This window comes from Streptomyces nojiriensis, from assembly GCF_017639205.1.
GTDB classification, from domain to species: Bacteria; Actinomycetota; Actinomycetes; order Streptomycetales; family Streptomycetaceae; genus Streptomyces; species Streptomyces nojiriensis.
This window is the reverse complement of sequence record NZ_CP071139.1, coordinates 2,447,796-2,459,981: the sequence shown is the minus strand read 5'-3', so window position 1 is coordinate 2,459,981 and position 12,186 is coordinate 2,447,796. Positions and strand designations below refer to the sequence as shown.

Below are 12,186 nucleotides of genomic sequence, written 5' to 3'. Positions count from 1 at the left end.
CGCGCTACAGTCCCCGCACACCAACGTTACTGATCGGTAAACCGGTAAGGGGACGATACATGCGGCTCGGCATCAATCTTGGTTACTGGGGCGCGGGCATGGACGCCGACAACCTCGCCGTCGCCCAGGAGGCCGACCGCCTGGGTTACGACGTCTGCTGGGCCGCCGAGGCCTACGGCTCCGACGCCCCGACCGTGCTCGCCTGGGTCGCCGCCCAGACCGAGCGCATCGACGTCGGCTCGGCGATCATGCAGATCCCGGCCCGCCAGCCCGCCATGACCGCCATGACGGCGGCCACCCTCGACTCGCTGACCAAGGGCCGCTTCCGGCTCGGTCTCGGCGTCTCCGGCCCCCAGGTCTCCGAGGGCTGGTACGGCGTCAAGTTCGACAAGCCGCTGGCCCGCACCCGCGAGTACGTGGAGATCGTCCGCAAGGCCATGAGCCGCGAGCGCCTCTCCTACGAAGGCGAGCACTGGACCCTGCCGCTGCCGGACGGCCCGGGCAAGCCGATCAAGCTGACCGTGCACCCCGAGCGCGAGCACATCCCGCTCTACATCGCCGCCATCGGGCCGAAGAACCTGGAGCAGACCGGCGAGATCGCCGACGGCGCCCTGCTGATCTTCCCGGACGCCGAGCACCTGGAGGCCACCGCCCTCACCCACATCCGGGCCGGCCGCGAGAAGGCCGGGCTGACCATGGAGGGCTTCGACGTCTGCCCGACCGTGCCGCTGGCCCTCGGCGAGGACGTGAACGCGCTCGCGGACATGTTCCGCCCGTACACCGCCCTGTACGTGGGCGGCATGGGCAGCCGGAAGCAGAACTTCTACAACCAGCTGGCCCAGCGCATGGGCTACGAGAAGGAAGCCGCCGAGATCCAGGACAAGTACCTGGCGGGCGACAAGACCGGCGCGGCCGCGGCCGTCCCGCACCAGCTGATCGACTCGACCGCCCTGCTCGGTCCGGTCGCCCGGATCGCGGACGGGATGCGGGCCTACGCGGAGGCCGGGGTCACCACCCTCACGCTGGCCCCGGCCGGATTCACCCTGGACGAGCGGATCGCCGCCCTGCGCGCCGGCACCGAGGCCATGGAGCTCGCGGGCCTCGCCTGATCCGGGACGTCGGCGCGGCTCCGCGCCGACCGAAGCTTCTGCGGCCGTGGTGGGGGCTCGGGGGGTCTTCCCCGCCACGGCCGACACAGCGAACAACGCCGGGGGCGCCCGCCGGGTTACGCACGGCGGGCCAACCCCCGATTTCGTTCATTCGGACGAGTCGTGCGACCCATCGGTTGCCCGCCCCGCCCACCGGCGTTTGACTCGTGCCATGCTCTCTGCCCGCAGCCTGTTCCAGGAGATCGTCGACAACGACGACTCCTTCCAGCTGTTCTGCTCCATCGCCGCCAGCGGGGAGACCCAGGGCGGCTGGGAGAACGCCCGTATCGCGGCCCTGGTGCCGGACGGCATGCGCCACCTCGCGCCCAAGATCACCCGACACGGCGCCGACGAGGACAAGCACGGCCGGATCTTCAACGCCCTGCTCCGCAAGCGCGGGCTGCCCGCCGTCCCGGTACCCCCCGAGACCGACTACACGATGCTGCTGGAGCGCCGCGGCATCGGCCTCGCGCACGAGAAGCTGCGCCGCGAGGTGGCGCTGACCGAGGAGGACATCGTCGTCTACCTCGCGCACAGCCGCGTCACCGAACAGCGCGCCGCCGACCAGATGGACATGCTGGTCAGGTACTTCGGCGACCACCCCGAAGTGGGCAAGGCGATCCACCTGATCAGCCACGACGAGGACAACCACCTCGCCTACTGCCACGAGGAACTGCTGCGCCTCGCCCGGTCCGGCCACGGCCGGACCATCCAGCGGGTGCTCCGCGAGAGCGCGCTCGCCGAGATCTCCGTCTACCGCGACGTGAGCCTCGCCGTCATGAGCCACATGGGACGGCTGCTGCACTGGCCCGCCCCGAAGGCGGCCGCACTGGCCGCCGGCATCCGCGCCATGTACGCGTACGAGCGGTTCAGCGGCTGGCACCGGATGGTGCACCTGCGGATGCCCGAGCGCCTGGACGCCCTCGGCGGCGCACCGGCCGCCGCGGGCGGGTTCGCCTACGCCCCGCGCGAGAGGGAGCTCAGAGCCAGCCCCGGCGCTTGAACATCCGGTGCAGCCCCAGACACGCGCCCGCCATGACCACCAGCACCGCCGGATAGCCCCAGGCGTGCCGCAGCTCCGGCATGTGGTCGAAGTTCATCCCGTAGATCCCCGCCACCATCGTGGGGACGGCGGCCATCGCCGCCCACGCCGAGATCTTGCGCATGTCGTCGTTCTGCCGCAGGCCCATCTGCGCCAGGTGCGCGGAGAGCGCGTCCGACAGCAGCCGGTCCAGGCCCTCGATGTACTCGTTCGCCTTGGTCAGGTGGTCGGCGACATCGCGGAAGAACGGCTGGGCGTGCTCGTGGACGAAGGGGACCTCCCCGAAGGCCAGCCGGTCCATCGGCTGGAGCAGCGGGCTCGTCGCCCGCCGGAACTCCAGCACCTGCCGCTTGAACCCGTAGATCCGGGCGGCGGTGTTCTTGGTGTCCGAGGCGTTCGGGGCGAAGACCTCGGCCTCCAGCTCCTCCAGGTCCGCCTGGAGCTCGGCCGCCACCTCGATGTAGTGGTCGACCACCGCGTCGGACACCGCGTACAGCACCGCCGTCGGGCCGTGCCGCAGCACGTCCGGCTCCTGCTCCAGCCGGTGGCGCACGGCGGCCAGCGGGGCCCCCTCGCCGTGCCGGACCGTGACGACGAACGAGTCCCCTATGAAGACCATCAGCTCGCCCGCGGTCACCGTGTCCGTGTCCTCGTCGTACTGCACCGGCTTGAGGACGACGAACAGCGAATCGTCGTACACCTCCAGCTTCGGGCGCTGGTGCGCGGTCAGCGCGTCCTCCACCGCCAGCGGGTGCAGGCCGAACTCCTGGCTGACGTGGTCGAATTCCTTCGCGGTCGGCTCGTGCATGCCGATCCACAGGAACGCGTCACCGGTCGCCCGGGCCTCGTCGAGGGCGTCCGAGAAGTCGTCCGGTCCCTCGGTACGGCGGCCGTCCCGGTAAATCGCGCAGTCCACAATCACGCGGGGCATTCTTCCCTGCCGACGGCCCGCCCGCACACCCGCGGCAGCGCATACGCTGGCCCCATGGCCACGCTGATCCTCGTACGACACGGGCGGTCCACCGCCAACACCGCTGGGCTGCTCGCCGGATGGACCCCCGGAGTGGCCCTCGACGAGCGCGGAGCGGAGCAGGCCGCCGCACTGCCCGGCCGGCTGGCGGGGGTGCCGCTCGCCGCCGCCGTCACCAGCCCGCTGCAGCGCTGCCGGGAGACCCTCGCCCCCCTGATGGCCGCCCGGCCGGAGCTCGAACTGCACACCGACGAGCGGATCGGCGAGTGCCACTACGGCGAGTGGTCCGGCCGCAAACTGTCCGAGCTCTCCGACGAACCGCTGATGAAGATCGTCCAGCAGCACCCGTCGGCCGCCGCCTTCCCCGGCGGCGAGTCCATGCGCGCCATGCAGGCCCGCGCGGTGGACGCCGTACGCGAGTGGGACGCGCGGATCGAGCGGGAGCACGGCAGCGACGCCGTCTTCCTGATGTGCTCGCACGGCGACATCATCAAGTCCCTTGTCGCGGACGCCCTCGGCATGCACCTGGACCTCTTCCAGCGCATCCACGTCGACCCCTGCTCGGTCACCGCCGTCCGGTACACCCCCACCCGGCCCTTCGTGTTCCGGCTCGGCGACACCGGCGACTTCGGCTCGCTCGTCCGGCGCCCCGCCGCACCGGAGGCCGTCGCATCGGACAAAGACACCGAAGACGCGGGGAACGCCGTCGTGGGAGGCGGCGCGGGCGCGGCTTGATCGCCCGGCGCAGTAGGGTGGACGGGCCAACAACAAGGGCGCAGACCTGCCCCCGCCGCCGAGACTTGGAGACTGGACGTGCCCCGTCAGGTGTTCCTCTACGACCCCCCGGACCGCTTCGTGGCCGGCACGGTCGGTCTGCCGGGACGCCGTACGTTCTTCCTGCAGGCCTCCGCCGGCCCCCGCGTCACCAGCGTCTCCCTGGAGAAGACCCAGGTAGCCGCGCTGGCGGAGCGGATGGACGAGCTGCTGGACGAGGTCGTACGGCGGACCGGCGGCAACGCCCCGGTCCCGGCCGTCGCCCCCGCCGAAGCCGCCGACACCGCGCCGCTGGACGTCCCGGTCGACGAGGAGTTCCGCGTCGGCACCATGGCCCTGGCCTGGGACGGCGAGGAACAGCGCATGATCGTCGAGGCCCAGGCGCTGGTCGAACTCGAAGCGGACTCCGACGAGGACCTCGCCGAGGCCGAGGAGCGGCTGCTCCAGGACGAGGAGAACGGCCCGCCGATGCTGCGGGTCCGCCTCACCGGCGCCCAGGCCCGGGCCTTCGCCAAGCGGGCCCTGGACGTCGTCAACGCGGGCCGCCCGCCGTGCCCGCTGTGCAGCCTCCCGCTGGACCCGGAGGGGCACGTGTGCCCGCGCCAGAACGGCTACCGGCGCCAGGCGTGACGGACACGGGGGAGAAGATGGAGGAACTGCTCGCCAAGGGCGAGCTCACCGTCATAGGCCGGATCCGCGAGGCGTCCAACGCCGTCCTGCTGTGCAGCGTCACCTACGGGGGCGTGAGCGCCGACTGCGTGTACAAGCCGGTCAAGGGCGAGCGGCCGCTGTGGGACTTCCCCGACGGGAACCTCGCCCGCCGGGAGGTCGCCGCCTACCTGATCTCCGAGGCCACCGGATGGGGCCTGGTCCCCGCCACCGTGCTGCGCGACGGACCGTACGGCGAGGGCATGGTCCAGCGGTGGATCGACGCCGATCAGCCGGACGAGGACGCCCCGCTGGGCGCGCTCCTCGGGCTCGTCGACGGCGAGGAGGCGGGGGAGGGCTGGAAGGCCGTCGCCCTCGCCGAGGTCGGCGAAGGCCGCACCGCGCTGCTCGTGCACGCCGACGACCCCCGGCTGCGCCGGCTCGCCGTCCTCGACGCCGTGATCAACAACGGCGACCGCAAGGGCGGCCACCTGCTGCCGGCGCCCGACGGACGGCTCTACGGCATCGACCACGGCGTGACCTTCCACGCCGAGGACAAGCTGCGCACCCTCCTGTGGGGCTGGGCGGGCGAGCCGCTGACCGACGAGGCGCGCGAGGTGCTGGCCGCGCTGTCCGACGCGCTGACCGAGGGGGCCCCGCTCGCCACCCGGCTGGCCGAACTGATCACACCGGTCGAGCTGGCCGCCGTACGGGACCGGGTGGAGCACCTGCTGCGCACCGGAACCCATCCCCAGCCGTCCGGGCAGTGGCCGGCCATCCCCTGGCCACCGGTCTGAATCAGCCACCGGCCATACGCACAGAACCGGCCAGACCGCAAGAGTGCCGATCAAGACAACAGTGCAGGTCCAGTTCGTTTCCGGAACATCCGTCCGGTTAGGCTCGACACATGCATGCCTGGCCCGCTTCTGAGGTCCCCGCCCTTCCTGGCAAGGGCCGCGACCTCCAGATCCACGACACCGCGACCCAGGGGACGATCACCCTCGCCCCCGGTCCCGTCGCCCGTATCTACGTCTGCGGCATCACTCCGTACGACGCGACCCACATCGGTCACGCGGCGACCTACAACGCGTTCGACCTCGTACAACGCGTGTGGCTCGACACCAAGCGGCAGGTCCACTACGTCCAGAACGTCACGGACGTGGACGACCCGCTCCTGGAGCGGGCGCTGCGCGACAACCAGGACTGGACCGAGCTGGCGGAGCGCGAGACCGCACTCTTCCGCGAGGACATGACGGCCCTGCGGATGCTGCCCCCGCAGCACTACATCGGAGCCGTCGAGGCCATACCCGGAATCGTGCCGCTGGTCGAGCGGCTGCGGGACGCGGGAGCGGCGTACGAGCTCGACGGCGACACCTACTTCTCGGTCGAGGCCGACCCGCACTTCGGCGGGGTCTCCCACCTCGACGCCGAGGCGATGCGGCTGCTCTCGGCCGAGCGGGGCGGCGACCCCGACCGGCCCGGGAAGAAGAACCCGCTGGACCCGATGCTGTGGATGGCCGCGCGTTCGGGCGAGCCGAGCTGGGACGGCGGCTCGCTGGGCCGCGGCCGGCCGGGCTGGCACATCGAGTGCGTGGCGATCGCCCTCGACCACCTGGGCATGGGCTTCGACATCCAGGGCGGCGGCTCCGACCTGGCGTTCCCGCACCACGAGATGGGCGCGTCGCACGCGCAGGCGCTGACGGGCGAGTTCCCGATGGCCAAGGCGTACGTGCACGCGGGCATGGTGGCGCTGCACGGCGAGAAGATGTCGAAGTCGAAGGGCAACCTCGTCTTCGTGTCGGCGCTGCGCCGCTCCGGGGTGGACCCGGCGGCGATCCGCCTCGCGCTGCTGTCGCACCACTACCGGGCCGACTGGGAGTGGACGGACGCCGTCCTCGACGAGGCCGTGGCCCGGCTGGAGCGCTGGCGCGCGGCCGTGTCCCGGCCCGACGGCATCGCGGCGGACGCGGTGCTCGAAGAGGTCCGCGAGGCCCTGGCGAACGACCTGGACGCCCCTGCGGCCCTGGCGGCCGTGGACCGCTGGGTGGAGCTCCAGAACGCCACCGACGGCGACGACGAGTCCGCCCCGGGCCTGGTCTCCCGCACCGTGGACGCCCTCCTGGGCGTGGCGCTCTAGGCAACGGAAGAGAGGCGCGCTCCCGGCCGGGTGCCGGGGGCGCGCTTCTCCGTTCACCGGCTCACTGCATGACGGTCACCGGCGGGTGCCGGGGATCGGCGGGGCACGCGTAGAACTGCAGGGTGTACCCGCCGCCCACGGTCACCTCCGTGGGGGTCGAGGACGCGTCGGCCGCCTCCTCGACCGGACGCCAGCTCACGGTCTCGGCGTCCCATTCGGAGTGGTCGAGGGTGAGCAGCGGCTCGCCGACGGCCGCGCACTCCCCGCAGCGCAGCTCCTCCGGGCCGCCGGAATCGCGGAACGTGAAGGGGGCGGCCCAGCCGCCGGCCTTCCAGCCGGGCGCGACGGACAGGGCCCCCCGGTAGCCCGCGGCCCCCTCCCCCTCCCCACGGGGGACCCGTCCCGCCTGCTCCGGGCTCAGGTCGTGCGCGGCGGGGTACTCGCGGACCCGCTCGGGATGGAGCACGCACGGGACCGGCACCAGCTCGTACGTGCCCACGTACGCGGGCTCCGGCGCCGCCGCCAGGACCTCCGCCACCTCGCCGGCCCGCCGCCAGCGCAGCTGGACGGCGTCCGTGCCCGGCTGGTCCTCGATGTCGATGAACGGGCACCACAGCACCTGGAGCAGATCGGTGCCCTCGGGGAACGGCAGGTCGGGGACGTCCCGGGCGTACAGCTGCGCCACCGGTATGAGCGGGTGCGGGCCTTCGGGCAGCAGCGACGGATCGTGGCCGGCGTGGATCCGCGAGACCTCGGCGTGGTCCTCGTCCGTCCACTCCTCGCGCGCCCGGATCCGCCGGAGCGTACGCACTTCCTCCGGCGTGTTCAGGGGGAAAGGGGCGTCGTGCTCGGCGGAGCACGACGGCCATGCCTCGCCGGCGGGCCACAGCAGCGGCCCGCCCACCGAGCTCTCGCGCACGGTGGGCGAACCGGGCCGGGGATGGAGCCGGGTGGCGGTCCTGACCATCCCCGCGAGCTCCGGGAACGCCGAAGCCACGTCCAGCGGGCGGGGCGGTGTCGTACGGGTCATGCTTCCCTCTCTCGGAACGGCAACCCGTATCCAAGCAGGGGCTACTGACACACGGACAGCCGGCCGGGACTACTCCCCGGGGGTGTCCCCGTCGACCTGAGGCGGGCCCTCCGCCTTGCCGTCCGCCTTGCCTTCCGGTTCCGGGGGACCCTCCGGGCCGTCGGCGGCCGGCGGCTCCTGTGCGTCCTCCGGCTTCGGCTTCGCCTGGGGCCTGGGGCCGCCGGACAGGTCCCGGAAGTAGGAACCCGTGTCGGTGGCCGTCTCCGGGCTCCCCGCCGGGTCACGCCGGCGCAGGTAGCGCTCGAACTCCCGGGCGATCGCGTCGCCCGAGGCCTCCGGCAGGTCGGCCGTGTCCCGCGCCTCCTCCAGCGTCTGGACGTACTCCGCCACCTCGCTGTCCTCGGCGGCCAGTTGGTCCACGCCCAGCTGCCACGCCCGCGCGTCCTCCGGCAGTTCGCCCAGCGGGATCCGGATGTCGATCAGATCCTCCAGCCGGTTCAGCAGGGCCAGCGTCGCCTTCGGGTTCGGCGGCTGGGAGACGTAGTGCGGCACCGCCGCCCACAGGGACACCGCCGGGACGCCCGCGTGCGTACAGGCCTCCTGCAGGATGCCCACGATGCCCGTCGGGCCCTCGTACTTGGTCTCCTCCAGGTCCATCGTCCGCGCCAGGTCCGCGTCCGAGGTGACCCCGCTCACCGGCACCGGCCGGGTGTGCGGGGTGTCCCCGAGCAGCGCGCCCAGGATGACCACCATCTCCACGCCCAGCTCGTGCGCGAAGCCCAGGATCTCGTTGCAGAACGACCGCCACCGCATGGACGGTTCGATGCCCCGCACCAGCACCAGGTCCCGCGGCTTGGCACCGCCGATCCGGACCACCGACAGCCGGGTCGTCGGCCACGTGATCTTCCGTACCCCGTTGTCCAGCCACACCGTCGGCCGGTTGACCTGGAAGTCGTAGTAGTCCTCGGCGTCCAGCGCCGCGAAGACCTCGCCCTTCCACTCCCGGTCCAGGTGCGCGACCGCACCGGAGGCCGCGTCACCCGCGTCGTTCCAGCCCTCGAACGCGGCCACCATGACCGGGTCGATCAGCTCGGGCACGCCCTCAAGCTCGATCACCCAGGTCTCCTTCCGAAGTTCCCTTGCGTACGTGGGTCAGCCTAAGCCTTGATGAGGCACCGGCCACAGCCCACGACAGAGGGGCGGTTCCCCTCGGAACCGCCCCTCTTCCCCACCTGCGTAGCAGCTATGCCTTACGGCTCAGCATCTCCTCGACCCGGGCACGGACGGACTCGTCGTCCAGGCCGCGGATCGTCACCGTCGTACGGCGGCGCAGCACGTCGTCGACCGTCTCGGCCCACTCGTTGTCACGGGCGTAGGCGACCTGCGCCCAGATCTCCGGACCGTCCGGGTGGATCCGCTCGGCCAGCGCCGGGTCCTCGTTCGCGATGCGCGCGATGTCGAAGGCCAGCGAGCCGTAGTGGGAGGCCAGGTGGCGGGCCGTCAGCGGGTCCATCCGCGTCCCCGGCTCCCGGTCCACCAGCAGCCGGTGCGCGACCGCGTTCGGGTTGGCGACACCGGGCAGCGCGATCCGGCGCACCAGCGACTTCACCGGCTCCATGTCCTCGGTCAGCGGGCTGCCCGGGAGCTTCGCCAGCTTGTCCATGACCACACGGCCGATGTGGCGGTACGTCGTCCACTTGCCGCCGGCCACCGACAGCATGCCGCCGGCGCCCTCGGAGACGACCGTCTCGCGCTTGGCCTTCTCGACGCCGCCGGGGCCGCCGGGCAGCACCCGCAGGCCCGCGAAGGCGTACGTCATCAGCGAGCGGTCCAGGTCCGCGTCCTTCACCGAGAAGGCCGCCTCGTCCAGGATCTGCTGGATGTCGGACTCGGTGGCGCGCACGTCCGCCGGGTCGCCCTCGTACACCTCGTCGGTGGTGCCGAGCAGCAGCTGGTCCTCCCACGGGAGGGCGAAGGTGATGCGGTACTTGTCGATCGGGGTGGCCATGGCGGCCTTCCACGGCGACTTGCGCTTCATGACGATGTGCGCGCCCTTGGAGAGGCGGATCGACGGCATGGAGTGCTTGTCTTCCATGCGCCGCAGGTGGTCCACCCACGGGCCGGTGGCGTTGAGCACGACGCGCGCGTCGACCCCGAACTCGGTGCCGTCGAGGCGGTCCTTGAGCTCGGCGCCGGTGACCCGGCCGCGCGTCTTGCGCAGTCCGGTGACCTCGGCGTGGTTGAGGACGACCGCGCCCGACTCGACGGCCGCGCGGACCGTCATGACGGCGACGCGGGAGTCGTTCATCTGGTGGTCGTAGTAGACCGCCACGGCCTTGAGGTTGTCCGTCTTCAGGCCGGGGTTGTCGGCGACGGCACGGGCCGGGGATATGACCTTGCCCATGCCGTCGCCGAAGGCCGAGAGGGCGGAGTAGGCGAAGACGCCCGCGCCCAGCTTGGCCGCACCCACCGGACCGCCCTTGTAGACCGGCAGGTAGAAGGTGAGCGGGTTGACCAGGTGCGGGGCCACGTCCTTGGCCAGCACCCGCCGCTCGTGGTGGTTCTCGGCGACCAGCTTGACCGCGCCGGTCTGCAGGTAGCGCAGACCGCCGTGGACGAGCTTGGAGGAGGCCGAGGAGGTGGCGCCGGCGAAGTCGCCGGCGTCCACCATGGCAACCCGCAGGCCCGACTGCGCGGCGTGCCACGCCACGGAGGTGCCCAGGATTCCACCACCGATGACGAGCAGGTCGTACGTGGCCTTCGACAGCTGCTCACGGGTCTGTGCGCGGCTGACGTTGGCACCGGCGGTCGGGTGCGTGCCCAGTGCGGGAACGCTCTGCAGGCTGCTCATATCTCTCTTAGCTCCTCGTCGATTGACTCAGCTGGTGCGGTCAGCTGGCGTCTTCGTCGTCGACCCAGCCCATGGACCGCTCCACGGCCTTGAGCCAGCTCTTGTACTCGCGGTCCCGCTGCTCGGCGGGCATCCGCGGGGTCCACTCCGCCGCGCGGCGCCAGTTGGCGCGCAGGGCGTCGGTGTCGGGCCAGAAGCCGACGGCCAGGCCGGCGGCGTAGGCGGCGCCGAGGCAGGTGGTCTCGGCGACCATCGGGCGCACCACGGGGGCGTCCAGGAAGTCCGAGAGCGTCTGCATCAGCAGGTTGTTGGAGGTCATGCCGCCGTCGACCTTGAGGGCCGCGAGCTCGACGCCCGAGTCCTTGGTCATGGCGTCGGTGATCTCGCGGGTCTGCCAGGCGGTGGCCTCCAGGACGGCACGGGCGATGTGCGCCTTGGTGACGTACCGGGTGAGGCCGGCGACCACGCCACGGGCGTCGGAGCGCCAGTACGGGGCGAAGAGGCCGGAGAAGGCCGGCACGAAGTAGACGCCGCCGTTGTCCTCGACCGAGGAGGCCAGGGTCTCGATCTCGGCCGCGGACTTGATCAGGCCCATCTGGTCGCGCATCCACTGGACGAGCGAGCCGGTGACGGCGATGGAGCCCTCCAGCGCGTAGACCGGCTTCTGGTCGCCGATCTGGTAGCCGACCGTGGTCAGCAGGCCGCTGTAGGAGTTGATGATCTTGTCGCCGGTGTTCATCAGCATGAACGTTCCGGTGCCGTAGGTGGACTTGGCCTCGCCCTCGGCGAAACAGGTCTGGCCGAAGAGGGCGGCCTGCTGGTCACCGAGCGCCGAGGCGACCGGGACACCGGCGAGGACGCCGTCCTTGACGTGGCCGTAGACCTCGGCGGAGGACTTGATCTCCGGGAGGACGTTGAGCGGGACGCCCATGGACTCGGCGATCTTGTCGTCCCAGGCCAGGGTGTGCAGGTTCATCAGCATGGTGCGCGAGGCGTTGGTGACGTCCGTGACGTGCACACCGCCCTGCGGGCCGCCCGTGAGGTTCCAGATGATCCACGAGTCCATGGTGCCGAAGAGGATGTCGCCGGCCTCGGCGCGCTCCCGCAGGCCCTCGACGTTGTCGAGCAGCCAGCGGACCTTCGGGCCGGCGAAGTAGCTCGCCAGCGGCAGGCCGGTCTCGCGACGGAAGCGGTCCTGGCCGACGTTGCGGCCGAGCTCCTTGCACAGGGCGTCGGTGCGGGTGTCCTGCCAGACCAGCGCGTTGTGCACCGGCTCGCCGGTGTGGCGGTCCCACAGGACCGTGGTCTCGCGCTGGTTGGTGATGCCGACGGCCTTGACGTCCGCGGCGGTGATCTCCGCCTTGGCGATCGCGCTGGCCACGACCTCCTGGACGTTGGTCCAGATCTCGGTGGCGTCGTGCTCGACCTGTCCCGGCTTCGGGAAGATCTGCTCGTGCTCCTTCTGGTCGACGGCGACGATGCGGCCGTCGCGGTCGAACACGATGCAACGGGAGGACGTGGTGCCCTGGTCGATCGCGGCGATGAAGGGGCCGGTGCTGGTGGTCATGTTGGCTGCTCCTGGCAGG

At 71.7% G+C, this 12,186-nt stretch carries 11 protein-coding genes; 6 read left to right on the top strand and 5 right to left on the bottom strand.

Translation table 11 applies throughout. The features are described from left to right. Positions 1 to 59: 59 nt before the first annotated feature. Both JYK04_RS11520 and JYK04_RS11515 read left to right on the top strand, forming a co-directional pair. Positions 60 to 1,109, top strand: coding sequence for an LLM class F420-dependent oxidoreductase (locus JYK04_RS11520; protein WP_189739907.1), 1,050 nt, complete (start codon positions 60 to 62; stop codon positions 1,107 to 1,109). Between the two features lie 211 nt (positions 1,110 to 1,320). Beyond that, positions 1,321 to 2,151, top strand: coding sequence for a ferritin-like domain-containing protein (locus tag JYK04_RS11515; RefSeq protein ID WP_189739910.1), 831 nt, complete (start codon positions 1,321 to 1,323; stop codon positions 2,149 to 2,151). Here JYK04_RS11515 and corA read toward each other — a convergent pair. Further along, positions 2,129 to 3,121 carry a magnesium/cobalt transporter CorA gene (gene corA / locus JYK04_RS11510; RefSeq protein ID WP_189739912.1) on the bottom strand — a complete coding sequence of 331 codons (993 nt, stop codon included), beginning with the start codon at positions 3,119 to 3,121 and terminating at the stop codon, positions 2,129 to 2,131. The genes JYK04_RS11515 and corA overlap by 23 nt on opposite strands. 54 nt (positions 3,122 to 3,175) lie before the next feature. Here corA and JYK04_RS11505 point away from each other — a divergent pair, with 54 nt between their 5' ends. The 4 genes from JYK04_RS11505 (at position 3,176) to mshC (ending at position 6,719) form a co-directional block, all read left to right on the top strand. Then, positions 3,176 to 3,895: a histidine phosphatase family protein gene (locus JYK04_RS11505; protein WP_189739914.1), complete on the top strand. Its 720-nt coding sequence runs from the start codon at positions 3,176 to 3,178 to the stop codon at positions 3,893 to 3,895. Between the two features lie 78 nt (positions 3,896 to 3,973). Continuing rightward, on the top strand, positions 3,974 to 4,564 hold the full coding sequence (locus JYK04_RS11500; protein ID WP_189739916.1) for a DUF3090 domain-containing protein: 591 nt from the start codon (positions 3,974 to 3,976) through the stop codon (positions 4,562 to 4,564). Further along, positions 4,528 to 5,379 (top strand): SCO1664 family protein, encoded by an 852-nt coding sequence (locus tag JYK04_RS11495; protein WP_189739919.1) that lies wholly within the window; start codon positions 4,528 to 4,530, stop codon positions 5,377 to 5,379. Before JYK04_RS11500 ends, JYK04_RS11495 begins: the two co-directional genes overlap by 37 nt. A 110-nt stretch (positions 5,380 to 5,489) precedes the next feature. Continuing rightward, positions 5,490 to 6,719: a cysteine--1-D-myo-inosityl 2-amino-2-deoxy-alpha-D-glucopyranoside ligase gene (gene mshC, locus JYK04_RS11490; RefSeq protein ID WP_189739921.1), complete on the top strand. Its 1,230-nt coding sequence runs from the start codon at positions 5,490 to 5,492 to the stop codon at positions 6,717 to 6,719. 61 nt (positions 6,720 to 6,780) lie between these two features. On the opposite strand, the gene JYK04_RS11485 is transcribed toward mshC, so the two are convergent. The 4 genes from JYK04_RS11485 to glpK all read right to left on the bottom strand — a co-directional run bounded on the left by JYK04_RS11485 (position 6,781) and on the right by glpK (position 12,167). Further along, a complete protein-coding gene (locus tag JYK04_RS11485) occupies positions 6,781 to 7,749 on the bottom strand; it encodes a hypothetical protein (RefSeq protein WP_189739924.1) in 969 nt (322 codons plus the stop codon). A 69-nt stretch (positions 7,750 to 7,818) separates the two neighbouring features. Beyond that, positions 7,819 to 8,865 carry a PAC2 family protein gene (locus JYK04_RS11480; protein ID WP_189739927.1) on the bottom strand — a complete coding sequence of 349 codons (1,047 nt, stop codon included), beginning with the start codon at positions 8,863 to 8,865 and terminating at the stop codon, positions 7,819 to 7,821. Positions 8,866 to 8,992: 127 nt separating this feature from the next. Further along, on the bottom strand, positions 8,993 to 10,600 hold the full coding sequence (locus JYK04_RS11475) for a glycerol-3-phosphate dehydrogenase/oxidase (RefSeq protein WP_189739930.1): 1,608 nt from the start codon (positions 10,598 to 10,600) through the stop codon (positions 8,993 to 8,995). A gap of 40 nt (positions 10,601 to 10,640) precedes the next feature. After that, entirely contained in the window at positions 10,641 to 12,167 is a 1,527-nt protein-coding gene (gene glpK, locus JYK04_RS11470; protein ID WP_189739933.1) for a glycerol kinase GlpK, read from the bottom strand. Positions 12,168 to 12,186: the final 19 nt, after the last annotated feature.

Bases quoted from the DNA above. Each gene is read 5' to 3' on its own strand.
- JYK04_RS11520 (WP_189739907.1), top strand. From the start codon at position 60: ATGCGGCTCGGCATCAATCTTGGTTACTGGGGCGCGGGCATGGACGCC.
- JYK04_RS11515 (WP_189739910.1), top strand. From the start codon at position 1,321: ATGCTCTCTGCCCGCAGCCTGTTCCAGGAGATCGTCGACAACGACGAC.
- corA (WP_189739912.1), bottom strand. From the start codon at position 3,121: ATGCCCCGCGTGATTGTGGACTGCGCGATTTACCGGGACGGCCGCCGT.
- JYK04_RS11505 (WP_189739914.1), top strand. From the start codon at position 3,176: ATGGCCACGCTGATCCTCGTACGACACGGGCGGTCCACCGCCAACACC.
- mshC (WP_189739921.1), top strand. From the start codon at position 5,490: ATGCATGCCTGGCCCGCTTCTGAGGTCCCCGCCCTTCCTGGCAAGGGC.
- JYK04_RS11485 (WP_189739924.1), bottom strand. From the start codon at position 7,749: ATGACCCGTACGACACCGCCCCGCCCGCTGGACGTGGCTTCGGCGTTC.
- JYK04_RS11475 (WP_189739930.1), bottom strand. From the start codon at position 10,600: ATGAGCAGCCTGCAGAGCGTTCCCGCACTGGGCACGCACCCGACCGCC.
- glpK (WP_189739933.1), bottom strand. From the start codon at position 12,167: ATGACCACCAGCACCGGCCCCTTCATCGCCGCGATCGACCAGGGCACC.